At 70.7% G+C, this 16,051-nt stretch carries 12 protein-coding genes, 1 pseudogene and 1 riboswitch; all 13 genes and pseudogenes read right to left on the bottom strand.

Going from position 1 to position 16,051, the window contains the following annotated elements; translation table 11 throughout:
* Positions 1–9: 9 nt before the first annotated feature.
* Complete coding sequence (locus ABZ930_RS30540) at positions 10–780, bottom strand: ABC transporter ATP-binding protein (RefSeq protein WP_361554785.1); 771 nt, start codon at positions 778–780, stop codon at positions 10–12.
* Between the two features lie 63 nt (positions 781–843).
* Positions 844–1,854 (bottom strand): iron ABC transporter permease, encoded by a 1,011-nt coding sequence (locus tag ABZ930_RS30545; protein ID WP_361554788.1) that lies wholly within the window; start codon positions 1,852–1,854, stop codon positions 844–846.
* 203 nt (positions 1,855–2,057) lie between these two features.
* A riboswitch (cobalamin riboswitch) is annotated at positions 2,058–2,134 on the bottom strand.
* Positions 2,135–2,273: 139 nt separating this feature from the next.
* Entirely contained in the window at positions 2,274–2,876 is a 603-nt protein-coding gene (locus ABZ930_RS30550; protein ID WP_361554791.1) for a hypothetical protein, read from the bottom strand.
* A 104-nt stretch (positions 2,877–2,980) separates the two neighbouring features.
* The gene (gene sph / locus ABZ930_RS30555; RefSeq protein ID WP_361554794.1) at positions 2,981–3,964 is read right to left on the bottom strand and encodes a sphingomyelin phosphodiesterase; all 984 of its coding nucleotides are present in this window, start codon (positions 3,962–3,964) and stop codon (positions 2,981–2,983) included.
* Between the two features lie 113 nt (positions 3,965–4,077).
* A complete protein-coding gene (locus ABZ930_RS30560) occupies positions 4,078–4,767 on the bottom strand; it encodes an alpha/beta fold hydrolase (RefSeq protein WP_361554797.1) in 690 nt (229 codons plus the stop codon).
* 862 nt (positions 4,768–5,629) lie between these two features.
* Entirely contained in the window at positions 5,630–7,621 is a 1,992-nt protein-coding gene (locus ABZ930_RS30565; RefSeq protein ID WP_361554800.1) for an SUKH-4 family immunity protein, read from the bottom strand.
* 422 nt (positions 7,622–8,043) lie between these two features.
* On the bottom strand, positions 8,044–8,316 hold the full coding sequence (locus ABZ930_RS30570) for a DUF6406 domain-containing protein (RefSeq protein WP_361554803.1): 273 nt from the start codon (positions 8,314–8,316) through the stop codon (positions 8,044–8,046).
* Positions 8,317–8,356: 40 nt separating this feature from the next.
* Positions 8,357–8,843 (bottom strand): annotated as a pseudogene (locus ABZ930_RS30575) (transposase family protein).
* An 897-nt stretch (positions 8,844–9,740) separates the two neighbouring features.
* A complete protein-coding gene (locus tag ABZ930_RS30580) occupies positions 9,741–11,264 on the bottom strand; it encodes an aldehyde dehydrogenase family protein (protein ID WP_361554806.1) in 1,524 nt (507 codons plus the stop codon).
* 76 nt (positions 11,265–11,340) lie between these two features.
* Positions 11,341–12,609 (bottom strand): GAF domain-containing protein, encoded by a 1,269-nt coding sequence (locus ABZ930_RS30585; RefSeq protein WP_361554809.1) that lies wholly within the window; start codon positions 12,607–12,609, stop codon positions 11,341–11,343.
* Between the two features lie 177 nt (positions 12,610–12,786).
* Complete coding sequence (locus tag ABZ930_RS30590; protein WP_361554812.1) at positions 12,787–13,398, bottom strand: N-acetylmuramoyl-L-alanine amidase; 612 nt, start codon at positions 13,396–13,398, stop codon at positions 12,787–12,789.
* A gap of 54 nt (positions 13,399–13,452) precedes the next feature.
* Positions 13,453–14,487, bottom strand: coding sequence for an acetamidase/formamidase family protein (locus ABZ930_RS30595; protein WP_361554815.1), 1,035 nt, complete (start codon positions 14,485–14,487; stop codon positions 13,453–13,455).
* A gap of 312 nt (positions 14,488–14,799) precedes the next feature.
* The gene (locus tag ABZ930_RS30600) at positions 14,800–15,987 is read right to left on the bottom strand and encodes an ROK family transcriptional regulator (RefSeq protein ID WP_361554818.1); all 1,188 of its coding nucleotides are present in this window, start codon (positions 15,985–15,987) and stop codon (positions 14,800–14,802) included.
* Positions 15,988–16,051 lie beyond the last annotated feature (64 nt).

The following is a 16,051-nucleotide window of genomic DNA, read 5'->3' on the forward strand; positions in this document are numbered from 1 at the left end:
GGGGCCTTCCTAGGGGTGTCGGGGAGCCGGTGTATCGAAGAGGAACTGGATGGCGCCGGTTTCGGGATGGCGCACTCGATGCGCCCGTACGCCGAAGACCTCGGCGAGGAGCGCGGGGGAGAGGACCTGGTCCGGGGGGCCCGAGGCGACGACACGGCCGCGGTGCAGGACATGCAGCAGGTCGCAGTGGGCGGCGGCGAGGTTGAGGTCGTGCAGCGCGGCGAGCACGGTCGGGCCGCTCGCGCGGACCCGGCGCAGCACGTCGAGCTGGTGGGCTATGTCGAGGTGGTTCGTGGGCTCGTCCAGGACGAGGACACGAGGTTCCTGGGTGAGCGCGCGGGCGATGAGCACGCGTTGCTTCTCGCCGCCGGACAGCGACAGGAAGCCGCGCGCGGAGAGATGTGCCACCCCGACCTGTTCCAGGGCCCGTTCGCAGATCTCCCGGTCCCGGGCGGCGGTGCGCTCGCGGTGCGGCAGACGGCCCATCGCGACGACTTCGGTGACGGTGAAGTCGAAGTCCGCGGCCGACTCCTGCGGCAGCGCGGCGAGCAGCCGTGCCGCGGCCCGGGGCGCCATGCGGTGCACGTCCTCGCCCTCGACCCTGACGACGCCCGCGTCGGGCCGTCGCGCCCGGTAGACGCACCGCAGCAGCGTCGACTTCCCGCTGCCGTTGGGCCCGACGATCCCCACGAAGGCACCGGCGGGCGCGTCGAGGGTGACTTCGTCGACGAGCCGTGCGCCCGCCACCTCGACCGACACGCATTCGACGTCGAGTCGCACGTCTCCTCCTTCACAACGGACTTCGATACGGGTACGGGACGGACGGTCCCGGGACGCGTGCACTCAGCGTCCGGTCAGCACGTGGCCGCCGCGCCGCATGAGCAGCAGGAACGCGGGCACGCCGAGGGCGGCCGTGACCACGCCGACGGGCAGTTCGGTCGGGGCGAGCAGCACCCGCGACAGCACGTCCGCCCACACCAGCAGGAGCGCCCCGGCCAACGGCGCGACCGCGAGGACCCGGGCGTGCGAGGCGCCCACGAGCATCCGCACGAGGTGCGGCACCATCAGCCCCACGAAACCGATCGCCCCGCTCACGGCGACGACCGTGCCCGTCACGGCGGCGGTCACGACGAACAGTTCACGCCGCAATCGGTCGGGCGGCACACCGAGCGCCGCTGACGTCTCGTCACCCATCGACAGGGCGTCGAGCGCGCCCGCACGCACCCTGAGCCACAGCCAGCCCGCCGCCACGGTCACGGCGGCGAGTGGGATCTTCGGCCACGTCGCTCCGCCGAGGCTGCCGAGCAGCCACATCATGGCGGCTCGGGCCGCCTCACCGCGCTCGGCACCGAAGACCATGACGGTGGTGACCGCCTGGAACCCGTAGGCGAGCGCCGTGCCCGTCAGGACGAGCCGCAGCGGACTGAGCCCGAGCGCGGAGCGCGCCACCACGTAGACGATGAGGGTCGCGGCGAGCGCGGACAGGAAGGCGGAGAAGGACAGGGCCCAGACGCCGAACCCGGCCAGCGCACCGAACAGGATGACCGCGTTGGCGCCGACGGCCGCGCCCGAGGAGATGCCGAGCACGAAGGGATCGGCCAGCGCGTTCCGCACCAGCGCCTGGACCGCGACCCCCACTGCCGCGAGGCCCGCGCCGACCACTGCGGCGAGCACCACCCGCGGGAAGCGGATCTCCCACACGATCGTGTAGGCCCCCGCGTCGTCCGTGCCGAGACTGCCGCCGCTGAGTCCGGCCCACATCAGCCGCAGCACCTGCCCCCACCCCATGCCGGTCGCGCCGAGCCCGATCCCGCACGCGAGCGAGACGGCCAGGGCGAGGACGAGGCCGACCACGAGGGGGACGGTAGGTGTGCGGCCACGCGAGGCGGCCGCGGGAGCCGAGGGAGCGGTAAGGACATCGGTGCGGTGCAAGACGGGCGCACATCCTCCGGGTTGGTGCCACCGGCGGAACGCGCAGGGCACCACGAACCCGCGGGGCTCGGGCGGTCCCTGCTCGCAGTCCACGGCGAGCGGTCGACGGGTCGCACACCTGCCGTGGGTGATCGGACTCGCGTGACCTGGGCAGGGCACGCACACCGTTGCGGGACAGCGCCGGATTCACACCGGCTTCCCCCACGGGAGGCACGCGCAGGCTAGCAAGCCGACGCCGGGGCCGGGCAGGCGGGTGGTCCCGAGCCGCTCAGCCCCTTCACGACTCCGTCGCCGTCGAACTTGCCGTGTGCCCTCGAGAGGGAACGCCGGCCGAGAAGATGTCAGGCTCCCACCCACGCCACGGTGGTCAGCGCTCCCAGTGCGGCGCCCGCCACGGTCTGCATCACGGTGTGATAGCTCAGAGCCACTCGGGACCAGCACACCATCGCGGTGACGGAGTATCCCGCCAGCCACCACGGACTGTGCACGACAGCGAGGAGCGCGACGGCGGCCGACGCGACCGCGGAGTCCACGGAGATCTTCCAGACGGTGTTGATGCCCAGCAGGACGACGGTCATCAGCCACAGCGCGACCATCGCCCTGATGACGTCCGACGGGGCGTGGCCGACCGACATCAGGAGCAGACCGACCCCGATCGACAGCAGGATGACGAGGAAGATGGGCGCTCGCTTCGTCCGGTCGACCACGTGACGGTCGCCCCAAGTGCCCCGCTTCCGCTCGAACTCGATGTACGCGGCGGGCACGAGCCCGGCGCAGAGCGCCCCGAGAAGTCCCCACGCGAGACCGGCGGGACCACCCGCGGCGGCGCCGATCCCGAGCATGCCGCCTACGAGAACGTTGCGTGGCTGCAAGGCGTCCGTGACGACCCGGGCGACGGTGCTCCTGGATGCCGGGTGGGTGGATCGCGTAAGAGGCGGATTCATCTCTGTCCTTCGTTCGCCGGGCAGAACACGAGCCCGTCGACGGGTGCCGACGCGTCATCGGATCTGCCTGTGCCCCCATCCTCGACGACGCGCCGCACGGGGCGTCAGCGTGGTGAGGCCACCAGGGGATAGTGGTCGGAGAGGTCGGTGTAGGTGTAGCTCTTGCCCCAACTCGACACCGTCCAGGGGGCGCTGTGGTCGGCGATCACCTCGTTGTCCCAGCGGGCCGGACGGGCGTGCCCCTGCTTGAAGAGCACGTGGTCGAGGTCCTCGCGCGGGTCGTCGGGGTAGCGGTAGCGGGCGACGGAGTTGTCCTGGGTGTCGAAGGAGTAGGAGTGTCCGGTGCGGCTGTCGGCGGGGGCGAGACCGGCGTTCGCGAGCATCGACGCGTACTCCGGGCCGTGCGAGTCGACGTTCATGTCCCCCGCGACGATCACCTCCTCGGCGGCGGGAATGTCGCGCTCGTCGAGGAAGGCCGAGATGGCCCGGAACTGCCGGGCGCGGTCGGCCTGCGCCTCGCCGTCGCCGCAGCCGGAGTCGGTCGACTGCGTGTGCGTCCCGACGACGTGCACCTTCGTGCCGTCGACGTCGAGAACCGCGTAGACGAACCCCTTGTTCGACCACCAGTCGGAGCCGCAGGCGTCCTTGTAGACGTACTGCTCCTTGTGCACGATCGGCCACTTGCTGAGGAGCGTGACGCCACCGTCCTCCGGCGTGGTCGAGGAGTAGGCCCCGCTCGTGGCGTCCCACCCGCTCGTGCCGCGTCCGACGACGGGTGTCTGGTACGGGTAGGCGCCGGACGCCGCGCGCTTGAGGTGGTCGGAGGCGGAGTTGTCGAAGGCCTCCTGGAGGACGACGACGTCATTGCCCTGGAAGAACGACGCCTGGGGAATCTCGGTCGCGCGGTGCTCCTGACCCCAGTTGGGATACAGGTTCTGGCTCATCAGGAACGTGTTGTACGTCAGAACGCGCAGCGCCGGAACCGGCGCCGCCGCGTGGGCGGCGGGTGCCCCGGCCGCGACCGCGGCCAAGGCGATGAGCGCGGCTGGAACGGCCTGGCGCAGGCGGTGGTGCGGGGCACGCGGCACGAGAACTCCTGATGGTGGGGGGCCTGTTGGGGGCGGTGTACATCCAAACAGGGCGGGGTGCATCGGGGGCGGGTGCCGATCCGTCACGGCATCACGGCATCACGCATCACGCATCACGGCGTCACGGTCGCGAGGAAGGCGCGCACGCCTGAAGAGACGCCGTCGTCACCGAGCAGGGCGTTGTGGTCGAGGCAGCCGGCCTCGGTGTTGACGGCCCCGGCGAGCGACACGCTGCTGTCGGGATTGATCACCTCGTCGCAGGTCGACCAGAACGTCGCGTACCGGGTGGCGCCGGGGGTCTCGTCCCCCGTGGCCAGATGCTTCTGGACGTAGCTGCCGGGGGACATGTCCCGGCACGCCTGGTCCCAGGCGGCGCAGGCCCACGCCGTGTACGTGCCGTGGTTGGGGCCACCGAGCGAGACCATGTGGGCGACGTGCCGCGTTCCGCCGCCGAAGGCGAGGTACCAGCGGGTCGGCAGACTGCCGAAGGAGTGCGCGACGACGTCGACCTGGTCGGCGCCCGTCCGGGTGCGGACGCTGTCCACGTACGCGGCGAACTGCCCGGCGAGCGTCTCGTTGACCGACGCGTGCGTGTCGTAGGACCAGCGGAAGATCTCCCCGTCGCCGTATCCCGAGGCCTTCAGATCTTCCGCCAGCGAGCCCCAGACCCCCGGGTCGGCGTTGTACCCGTGGACCAGGACGACGGGCCGGTGCGCACCGGCCGACGAGGCCACGGGTGCCGCGCACAGCAGACCGCTCAACGCGCCCAACAAGGCCAGCAACACGGTGAATCGACGGCGCACCGGAACCTCCGACGTGGGGCGTGGGGGACGCGGGGAGACGACACGGAGCTACCGGATAGTAGGGCCTCGGGGGACAGATGGACAGAGCCCGACCAGGAGCGAACTCCGTGGCAGGAGTACACCCCCGGCCCTGACGACACGGCTGGTCACGGTAGGGGCCCGAGGCCGCGTGCGACGGCGTGGGGGAGGAGGCGGAAGCGGGGTCTTGGTCCGCGACGGGTTCGGAGGAAGGCGCCTGACGGACACGAGTCCAGGTCAGGCGCCTTCTTTCGCGCTCCTGACCACCACGTTGGCGCTGCTCGCCATCCGTTTGTGCGGGAGTTGCTACTTGTGGGGGTCTGGGTCTGGCTGCTCGACGACCCTCGTTTCGTCCGAGAGCTGCGCGGCGGAACACAACATCTGGCGGCACACTCCTTGCATCTGCCGTACACCCCTGGGCCTCGAAGCCCTGGGCGCCCGGCTGGACCGCCTGCGCGCAGATCTCGACCTGAACGGGCTGTGCGCCTGCTCAACTCCTTCGTGCGCCTCGGTGTCGTCGCCCGACGCGCTGCTCAAGGACGGTCGGCGACCTGGGAGTTCGCGGACGTGGACGAGGTCTCCCTGGTTCTGGCGGACCTGCCGGCCGAGGCTCCTCGAAAGGACAGGGAGGATCGGGAGGCGGCCGGAGGGCTGATGGCCACCAGGGGCCCCAGTACCGCATCGGTCCCCGGCCCCTGCCTGACCTGCGGGCCCGGATCGACGAGAGCCTGCCCGACTTGTCCGAGCGGCTGGTCGGACGCCTCTCTGCCTGACTTGATCGCCTGACTGACGCGCCGACGCAGCCATGTCGCTCGCTGCAACCGTGCCATTCGTCCTAGCCGTGTCACTCGTTGTGGAGCACGTACGACCAGGCGGGCTGTTCTCCGCCCGCCGCATCGACGTCGGCCAGCGCCCCCAGGACCCAGTACGTGATCTGTCCGCGCTCGGGGCTGCCCGGAGGCAGGAGGGCGCGGGTGCGCAGCCCTGTCACCCACAGGGCGACCATGGTGAGGAAGCTCTCCAGGCTCCGTGCGGCGGGCAGCCCGGCCAGTTCCTCCTCGTCGGGGCCGGTCGGTACGCGCAGGATGTGCCCCGTCGGTCCGTCGACGACGATCTCGCCGCCCATCCACGTACCGATCTGGAAGAAGGGCCCGCGGTCCGCCACGGATTCGACAGCGTCCGGCCAGTCGACCTCGTCGAAGAGTTCGACCTCGCCGTCTCCGTAGGGGAGGAGCGCCATACCGCCCTCGTCCATGTCCGGCAGGCCGAAGTCGGTGAAGAGGTCGCGAGTCCCCTGATGGGTCAACTCGTCCGGCAGTTCCTCGGGTTCGGCCTCGAAGATGTCTTCTTCGCCGAACAGCGCGATCAGATCGCTGTGGCTGGAAGGCGCGGCATCGACAGGGGTGCTGGGACCGGCGTCCGAGTACCCCCAGGAAAGCGGCTGCTGGCGGGAGCCGAAGGTGTCCGAGAGGACCGAGGGGTCCACACCGTTCGCCGCCTGAATGGCGAGCAGTCCCAGGTCGCCCCCGAACACGAGGACATCGCCTACGAGAAGCGGGGCGCAGGGAAGCAGGAACGCGCTGTTGTCCCGAGGAGGGGACGACGCACCGAACAACTCGGCGAGTCGAGTGGGCCGTTCGGGGCTCTGGCCGCCCTGCGCGCCTGATGAGGCCGATGGGGCAGTCGCTGTCGCCGGTGGCAAGGTCAGTTCCGTGCCGTGTTCCTGCGGAATCTCCCCCTGCTCCCACGGACCGGCGACGAGCTCACCCGTCTCCACGTCCCGGATGGTGACGTACGGGTCCGTCGAACCGCCCGCCACGCGCTTCTGCAACCCGGCAACGGCCGACCGCCCCTGCCGGCGCACTTCCGCCAGCCTGATGAACCTGCCCGCTTCGAGGAAACGCGCGTGGAATCCACCGGGCAGTCGCCAGCGGGCCCACTGCACCCGCCAGGGAAGTGCGACACCGGACGAAGCCACCGAGGAGGCGAGGGCGAGATCGTCACGCGACCAGGCCATGAGGTGCAGCCAGGAGGCCCACTCACCCTGACTGCGCGGAACGACTCCCCAGTTCCACAGATGAAGGGCGTCGGAGGCGGGGCTGTTGCCGGGGATGATGAAGCTGCGGCTGCGCGCCGAGTCCATGACCGAGGCCTGCGGCAAATGAGCCACCACGCCTCCATCGCGCAGGAGTTCCTCGTACGTGCCTGCCTGTACGGCGTGCATGGCGAGCCCGGCGGCCGCGTACAGCCCGACGGCTCCGGCCCTGGCCCACCCTTCCGGATGACGGAAATCCGAGGAGGTGCGCAACAACCACGTCACCATGTGCCGATTGACGCGGGTCAGTTCCGCGGAGTCGAACTGGTGACGTAGGACCTCGGCCACCGCCTCGTCGACGAACGAGACCCCGAGCGACCCGACCAGCACGGCGTCCGCATGTGCCCGGGCCACCTCGGTGAGTTCGCCCGCTGCCACGGTCTCGCCGGTCACGGCGGCAACAAGCTCTGCCCACACGGGCAGAGGCACACTGCGCGGCTCCGCCAGGGCGAGGGCGCGCAGGGCGGCCGGCAGGTCAGGAGCGGGTGCGAGGTCGGTCGGTTCGGCCAGCCGGAAGACGGCCTCGGCCGGAGCGCCTGACGGCAGCAACTCGGGTCGGGCGTCGGTCAGCACGGCCAGCTTCCCGCGTGTCAGCAGGGGGAGGGTGCTGTGCAGCAACCGTTCTGGCTCGTACGAGCGTCGGGTGAGCCCGGCGCGATGGGAGTTGACGAGGACCAGCAACCGCTCTTCGCTCCAGGAACCGAGCGCGAACCGCCAGTCGCCCCGCTCACCGGGTGACAAGTCAACTCCCAGCGAACTCAGGGCTTTGTGCATCACTTGCTCGGCGGTGAGCCCCGCGACATCGACAAGAACGCTCCCAGGCACGTCCTCGTGCACCCGCCGCATGACGGCCCCGATATCGGCCCCGGCCCGAGCGACGACATGGGCGACACTGCCACCCCGCCCACCCGCACGCCACCAGACGCCCACGCCATCGGATACTTCCTCCGCAGGGATACCCATCGATGCCACAGTTGTGCCGCTCCTCGTCGCCACCGTTCCCGGAGTCCGCCACTGTAATGGGGCAGGGTGTACGTGAGAGATGCCTTGCTGATCAGGTGTGCCGGAAGCGCCGGAAGTCCCATCACCCCAGGTCGGACGGCTCCTCGTCGTTTCTCCCCGCAACAGTCCGCCGGTCGGTGAGGGTGAGGGGGAGGGGCGCCTCATGCCGGAGCGGACTTGATACGTCGAAGCGTCACGATCCAGTCGTCCTCGCTCGGCCATCCCGTCAACTCGACGAGCTGCCACGTCTCGTCGCCCACGGGGAAGGTCTCACCCACGCGGAGGGTGTGGAACCGCTCCTCGGCGTCGACGATCCCGAGCCGTACCCTGACCGAACCGTCAGAGTCCCTGTAGATGTCCATGACCGCGAAGCTTGCGTCCCCCGTATTGCGCTGAATCCCGTGCCAGAGGCCGATCGTGTCTGGTCCACCCACCGCTAATCCTCCAATGATGTGTACTGAGCGTTTTCCAACCTCAGCTTGATGCGTGGTGAAGGACCAAGACGGCTTTCACGATGTCAGTGATGCGGTTGGTGCTGCAGCGGACTTTCCGCAAGAGACGCCAGCCATTGAGGCTTGCCATGGCCTGCTCGCCGACGCAGCGGATCTTGGCGTGGCTGGTGTTGTGGCGACGCTTCCAGCGCTTGAGGCGGCGCCCCCCGGAACGGGACCCGGACGTGTCCGCCGGCACCTTGATACGCCTTGTCCGCCCAGCATCTGAGTCCTGCTTCGGCGAGGGCCTCAATGATTCCGTGCTGTCGTGCGGCGGTGAGGTCGTGAGTGGATCCGGGCAGCGCCGGCGATGCCCAGAGCAAGCGGCCTAGCGGATCGGCGAGGACTTGGATGTTCATTCCATGGCGTTTGTGTTCTCCCGAGTAGTACGGCGTGTCGGCTGCGATGCGGTCGATCGGAAGCAGGGTGCCGTCGAGGATGACAAACGCCTTCGTTCGGATCGTCCTCATCGTCTCGGCAAGGGACGGGGCGAGGGCGGACAGGACCTCGACAGCTTCACGGACGTAGCGGAAGACGGTGGCGAGTTGGGTATACGTGTCACCGCATCGCAGATGAGCCAGGGCGAGCAGAGCCTGACGGGCAGGAGGCAGGCGCCGCCATCGAGTCCCGATCTCCTGCCGCCTCGCGCTCAGTTGTTCCGTCAGGAACCGCAGACTGCGGTGAGACAGGTCGATCGACGACGGGTAGACAAGCATGCAGAACTCCCGACGGACATGAAGGACTGGGTCAAGAACCCGTCTATCAGGAGCTACGCCGTTGAGCCGAGTTTCCCAACTCGCTCTCAGCGACGCCACCTTCGGAAGCCTTCACGGCGCAGGCTCGGCCAACCTGGGGCACGGCTGTCAGATCGCACGAGGTCGGCACCGGGCTCCGGCAGGAGGTCTTCGTAGTCGCAGACGGGGACAGCTCGATAGCCTGCCTCTCGGATCGCCCCCAGGATCGTCGACACGTCTGACACGACGGCCGTCAACGAGGCGCCACGAGGTGGTTCGCACGCGAGGTGTGAGTGCCAGTCCAAGAACTCGTCACTTGAACCAGTGCCCTCGTAGTCGTTGTGCTCCCACTCCACGTCGACGCATCCAAAGGTCATTACGTGATCCGCACCAAGTGACACGCGAAGCGTTGAAGCCACCCGCTCCATCAACCGATCGCGGCTGGAAGCTGCGACGTAGATCTGACAATCCCAATCTCGCTCGGTGCTGTCCCGCCCTGCTGCTCTGCTGTCCTCCATAGGAGGATTCTCCCAGGCCAACGGCAACCTTAGGAAGCCGCTGCGGTCTCTAGCGGGCCTCCATCGTGACGTTGGAAAGGGCTCACTGCCCTGGTCAGGCGCCCCTTTTTCCTGTCTAGAAGAAGCCCAGCTTCTGCGCCGAGTATGACACCAGAAGATTCTTCGTCTGCTGGTAGTGGTCCAGCATCATCTTGTGGTTCTCCCGGCCGATGCCCGACTGCTTGTAGCCGCCGAACGCCGCGTGCGCCGGGTACGCGTGGTAGCAGTTGGTCCACACACGGCCCGCCTGGATCGCGCGGCCGGCCCGGTACGCCGTGTTGATGTCGCGGGTCCACACGCCCGCGCCGAGACCGTACAGCGTGTCGTTGGCGATCTTGATGGCGTCGTCGTAGTCGGCGAACGAGGCGACCGAGACGACCGGGCCGAAGATCTCCTCCTGGAAGATCCGCATGCGGTTGTTGCCCTCGAAGATCGTGGGCTGGACGTAGTAGCCGCCCGCCAGCTCGCCGTCGTGCTCGATGCGCTGTCCGCCGGTGAGGACCTTCGCGCCCTCCTGCTGGCCGATGTCCAGGTAGGAGAGGATCTTCTGGAGCTGGTCGTTGGAGGCCTGGGCGCCGATCATCGTGTCGGTGTCCAGGGGGTGGCCGGTCCTGATGGCCTCGGTACGGGCGATCGCCGCGTCGATGAACTCGCTGTAGTGGCCCTGCTGGATCAGCGCGCGCGAGGGGCAGGTGCAGACCTCGCCCTGGTTGAGGGCGAACATCGTGAAGCCCTCGAGAGCCTTGTCGCGGAAGTCGTCGTCCTTCGCCCAGACGTCGTCGAAGAAGATGTTCGGGCTCTTGCCGCCCAGCTCCAGCGTGACCGGCTTGATGTTCTCCGAGGCGTACTGCATGATCAGCCGGCCCGTCGTGGTCTCGCCGGTGAAGGCGACCTTCGCCACGCGGGGGGACGAGGCCAGCGGCTTGCCCGCCTCGACGCCGAAACCGTTGACGATGTTGACGACGCCCGGCGGCAGCAGGTCCTTGATCAGGTCCATCAGGACATGGATCGACGCCGGGGTCTGCTCGGCCGGCTTGATGACGACCGCGTTGCCCGCGGCGAGGGCCGGGGCGAGCTTCCAGGTCGCCATCAGGATCGGGAAGTTCCACGGGATGATCTGCGCGACGACGCCGAGCGGCTCGTGGAAGTGGTACGCGATCGTGTCGTCGTCGATCTCGGAGAGGCTGCCCTCCTGCGCCCTGACCGCGCCCGCGAAGTAGCGGAAGTGGTCGATGGCCAGCGGAATGTCGGCGGCCAGCGTCTCGCGGACGGGCTTGCCGTTCTCCCAGGTCTCCGCGACCGCGAGGAGTTCGAGGTTCTGCTCCATCCGGTCGGCGATCTTCAGGAGGATGTCGCCGCGGGCGCCGGGCGACGTACGGCCCCAGGCGGGCGCCGCGGCGTGCGCGGCGTCGAGGGCGGCCTCCACGTCCTCCGCGGTGCCGCGCGCGATCTCGGTGAACGGCTGTCCGTTGACCGGGCTCGGGTTCTCGAAGTACTGGCCGCGGGCGGGCGGCACGTACTCCCCGCCGATGAAGTGGTCGTAGCGGGCCTCGTAGGAGACGACGGAGCCCGGAGTGCCGGGGGCTGCGTAGCGGGTCATCGTGAGGTGCCTCCTGTCTCGGCTGCCCGCCGTTGGGCAGCTTGCGCATCGGAGGCTAGGAACCCGTACGTTGCAGCTACGTTGCGTACGGGCCCGGCGCGCCCTGCTCCGCGTCGAGCGCCGCGAGCCGGGTCAGGACCGGCGGCGTGGGCCGGGCCGCCGCGAGGGCCTGCCAGACGCCGAGGTCGTCCTCGCCCCACGGGGCGTGCGCCCAGTCGGCGAGCAGATCGGGGTCGCCGCGGGCGATGAGGGCCGCGCGCAGCCCGTCCGCGAGACGGCGCCGTATACGAGCCACCGCGGGGGCCTGCGACGCGGGCAGCAGCGGCCCCGTGTACGCGGAGGCGGCCGCCGTCACCGCGCCCGAGCCGAGGCGGCGCTCCACCGTGTCCAGGTCCGACTCGACAGGGGTCGTCAGGCGGTAAGGGCGTGAGGTGAGGAGGTCCGGGCCCAGGACCCGGCGCAGCCGCGCCAGTTCCGCCCGGAGGGTCACCGGTGTCACCGTCTCGTCCTCGTACAGGTGGCAGAGCAACTCGTCGCCGGTCAGGCCCTCCGGGTGGCGGGCCAGCAGGACCAGCAGTTCGCTGTGCCGGCGGCTGAGGCGGAGCTTGTGCCCGGTCGAGGTGAGCAGCAGGGCCTCGTCGCGGCCGAGGACGCTCAGCCGCAGAGCCCGGTCGGTGGCGGACGGCGGGGTCAGCAGGGCGAGCTGGGACTCGGCGGCCCGCGCCACCGCCTGCACGAACGCCAGGCTGTGCGGGTGCGCGAGCCCGTCGCCCCCCGTGATGTCGACCGCGCCGAGGACCCGGCCCGTGCGCGGGTCGTGCACCGGCGCCGCCGCGCACGTCCACGGCTGCACCTCGCGGATGAAGTGCTCGGCGGCGAAGACCTGCACCGCGCGGTCCACGGCGACCGCCGTGCCCGGCGCGTTCGTCCCCATCGCCGACTCCGACCAGCGGGCGCCCGGCACGAAGTTCATCCGGCCGGCCCGCCGTCGGGCACCCGTGTGGCCCTCGACCCACAGCAGCCTGCCCTGCGCGTCGCACACCGCCAGCAGATGCTCTCCGTCCGTCGCGAACGTCCCCATCAGCTCCCGGAAGAGCGGCATCACCCGGGCCAGCGGATGCTGTGCGCGATACGCGCCCAGTTCCCCGTCGGTCAGCTCCACCGCCGCCGAGTCGTCCGGGCTGACGTGCGCACCCGCCGAGCGGCGCCAGGACGCGGCGACCACCGGCCGTACCGGGCGGACGACGGCGCCCGCAGCGGTGAACCGGTCATGGGCACGGCGCAGCGCCCGCACCCGCTCGGACGCGTCGGCGCCCGGCTCCAGGGCGACCCATGGATCGGTCAACGCTGCCTCCCCGAGACATTCCTGACGGTTGACGACACTGGGGACATCGTCGCTCCGGGGAGAGGGGCCGACAAGGAGGACGGCACCGATCTCGTGAGGTGGCACATGCCGCACACGTGCGTGAAGATCCGTCGCGCCCGGCCGCTCGCCTTCGGCCGGGCGTGAACGGGGCTTCCGTCAGGCCGAGTTGACCAGCCGGATGTAGCGGGTCCAGTCCCAGTTCGGCCCCGGGTCCGTGTGGGTGGCGCCGGGCACCTCGGAGTGTCCGAGGATGTGCGCGCGGTCCGCCGGGATCCCGTAGCGTGCGCAGACCGACGCGGTCAGGGCCGCCGACTGCTCGTAGAGCGCGTCCGTGAAGTACTCCGGCTGGTCCACCCATCCCTCGTGCTCGATGCCGACGCTGCGCGTGTTGTAGTTCCAGTTCCCCGCGTGCCAGGCGATGTTCTTCTCGCGCACGCACTGCGCGACGTGGCCGTCGGCCGACCGGACGACATAGTGCGCGGAGACCTGCTTGGCGGAGTTCTTGAAGATGGCGAGGGCGTCGGCCCAGGTCTCCTGCGTGACGTGGATGATCACGTAGTCGACCGGGTACGCGGACGGCCGGCTGGACGCCGTGTAGTTGGAGGTGCTCGCGGGGACGGACTCGGCCGACGGGTAGTCGACCGCGGCGGCCTCGGCGTCGGCACGGCCCATGGCCATGAGGGAGCCGGGTACCGCGGCGAGTGCCCCGGCCTGGAGGAGACGGCGGCGGGTGGTGCCGCCGGAGAACGGGTGTCTTGCTCGGTCCATGACGATCCTGCCTTTCGACTGGCGCGGACGGTGGGGGGAGGTGAACCGGCAGAGCTACGGGGCCCGGAAGGGCTCCGGTCGCGGCAGCGTCGCCGCGATCTCACGCAGCCGCGCGTGGATCCCGCGGTGCGTCTCGCGCGCCGGCAGCCACTCCTTGCGGAGTTTGGCGACGCACGTGTAATTGGTGTCGCAGACGTTCGCCAGCGGGGACTCGACCGTCTGCGTCGCGAACTGGTACGCGTCCAACTCGCTGAAGCCGTAGTCCCGTACGAGCCACCGCACCAGGTCGAGCTGCGATATCCGGAACGCGTCCTCGAGAGGGCGGGCCGAACCCGTCGAGATGATGTGGGTGTCCGACTCGATGCGCGGCCACGGCGTCGCCACGCCCTTCAGCAGTTCGACGACCACGACGGTGTGCATCGCGCATTCGACGGCGACGCCGCAGGTCTCGCCCTCGCCCTGGCGGGCGTGGCCGTCGCCCAGGCTCAGCAGCGCGCCCTCCACGTTCACCCCCAGGTAGCAGGTGACGCCCGCACGCATCTCGGGGGTGTCCATGTTGCCGCCGTGCGCGTCCGGGACCAGTGCCGAACGCACTTCGAGGCCGGCCGGAGCCACGCCGACCGTGCCGTGCATCGGGTCCATGGGCAGGTCCACCGTGAAGTCGCCGTCCCGCGCGGCGAACCGGGCGGTCCGCTTGTCGCGGTCGAGCTGCCAGATCCAGACCCGCTCGGGCAGCGGCGGTTGCAGCGTGGCCGTGGTGGGGGTGGAGGTCAGCGCGCCGAACAGCGGCACCGTCGTGGACGCGGCCCAGTCCCGGGCGGGCTCCACGGACACGAAGTGCACGGCGACCGTGTCACCCGGCTCGGCGCCCTCGACGTGGAACGGACCCGTCTGCGGGTTGAGGTGACCGGCTACGCAGACCTCCGAAACGAGGTCCTTCTCCGAGCGGACCAGGCCGCCGTAGCAGTCCTCCGTGTACAGGTCGAGCACCGTGCCCGGGGTGATGCGCGCGACGGGCGGGACGCCGCCGAACGTCCAGGCGTACTCGCCGGGTCGCGGCCGGACCGTCAGCATCCGGGGATCGCTCATGTGGAGAGTGCTCCGCTCTGTGGGGGAGTGCGTCCTGCTGTTCCTGCCGAGCCGCCATCCGGAGCGGACAGCCGAGACGGCCCGGGGCCATCGCGACGTCATGCCGCCGACCGGTCTGAAGTACCGTACGGGGCCCTCAGGTTGGCGCGGAAGAGGGCGCGCGGATCTGTGGACAACCCGCGCGTTGTGTATAACCGCATGTCAGAGGGGCGTCAGAGGTTCGGACCAGTGGCGGTCGGTGGGGCTCAGGGGCGTCTGCCTGGGACGACCGCCTAGAGACGGCTTCCGGTCACGGCCGCCGCCCGGAAAGAGCTACCCCACGGCCCCCATCGGATCGTCCAGCACCCCGCGCACCACCGAATGCGCCGCCCCCAGCAACGGCCCGTCCGGACCGAGGCCGGAGATCAGCACGCCGTCCGCCGGGGCCGCCCGCCGCCGGGCCAACTCCTTGTCCAGGGGCGGCAGAAGCCAGGGCGCGAGCCGGGACAGGGCACCACCGAGAACCACGGCGCGGGGGTCGAGCAGGTGCACCGCGCCGGTCAGCGCGATCCCGAGAGCGGTACCGGCACCGCGCAGCGCCTTGCGGGTGGCGGTGTCACCGGCCGCGGCCCGCTCGGCCAGCAGGGAGACCCGGTCGGGGCCCGGCGCGATCCCCGCCGCGCGCAGCACCGCCCCCTCGCCCGCGTACTGCTCCAGGCAGCCCCGCCCGCCGCACGGGCAGGCCGGGCCCTCGGGCCGGACCGGAACATGGCCCAGCTCGCCCGCGAACCCGCGCGTCCCGCGCAGCAGTTGTCCGTCCACGACGAGCGCGGCGCCGATGCCGATCTCCGCGGACACGTGCAGGAAGTCGGCGGGCGCTGCGTCGGCGAGCCACAGTTCGGCCAGGGCGCCGAAGTTCGCCTCGTTGTCGACCGTCAGCGGCACGTCCACCGGCAGCAGCCCGGCGACATCCGTGTCGTGCCAGACGAGGTTGGGGGCGCGCACGACGGTGCGGGTGTCGCGGCCCACCAGGCCGGGCACCGCCACCGCGAGGCCCGCCGGGCGCAGCCCCGCCGCCCGGGCCTCCTCGCTCACCTCCCGCACCAGCTGGGCGAGTTCGGCCAGGACCGGCTTCGGGGCACGGCCCCGGTTGTCGACCCGACGCTCCGCACGCGCGCGCAGCGCACCGCGCAGATCGACGGCGCACACCGCGAGATGGTCCACGCCCACCTCGGCCCCGAGCCCGGCCGGGCCCCGGCCGCTGACCGCGAGCGCGGAGCCCGGCCGGCCCACGCCGCCGGGCCGCTGCGGGCCCAGCTCCTCCAGGAGCCCGGCCCGGGTCAGCTCGTCGACGAGGGTGGAGACCGCGGCCCGGGTGAGCCCGATGTGCTGGGCCACCGCCGCCCGCGACAGCGGGCCCTCGGCGGCCACCGTGTGCAGCACCCGGGACAGATTGCGGCGGCGCATGGCCTGCTGGGTGTCCGGCGTCCCCGGGCGCTGGGGGTGCAGTGGTGCGGTCATGCGGACATCGTCGCAGGACCGGCCGGGCGGCGCGGGCCCGGCCCGGTGCCGGCCGCGCCCCGAC

The organism is Streptomyces sp. NPDC046716 (genome assembly GCF_040645755.1).
In the GTDB taxonomy this organism is placed as follows: domain Bacteria; phylum Actinomycetota; class Actinomycetes; order Streptomycetales; family Streptomycetaceae; genus Streptomyces.

Bases quoted from the DNA above. Each gene is read 5' to 3' on its own strand.
- ABZ930_RS30550 (WP_361554791.1), bottom strand. From the start codon at position 2,876: ATGAATCCGCCTCTTACGCGATCCACCCACCCGGCATCCAGGAGCACC.
- ABZ930_RS30580 (WP_361554806.1), bottom strand. From the start codon at position 11,264: ATGACCCGCTACGCAGCCCCCGGCACTCCGGGCTCCGTCGTCTCCTAC.
- ABZ930_RS30590 (WP_361554812.1), bottom strand. From the start codon at position 13,398: ATGGACCGAGCAAGACACCCGTTCTCCGGCGGCACCACCCGCCGCCGT.
- ABZ930_RS30595 (WP_361554815.1), bottom strand. From the start codon at position 14,487: ATGAGCGATCCCCGGATGCTGACGGTCCGGCCGCGACCCGGCGAGTAC.
- ABZ930_RS30600 (WP_361554818.1), bottom strand. From the start codon at position 15,987: ATGACCGCACCACTGCACCCCCAGCGCCCGGGGACGCCGGACACCCAG.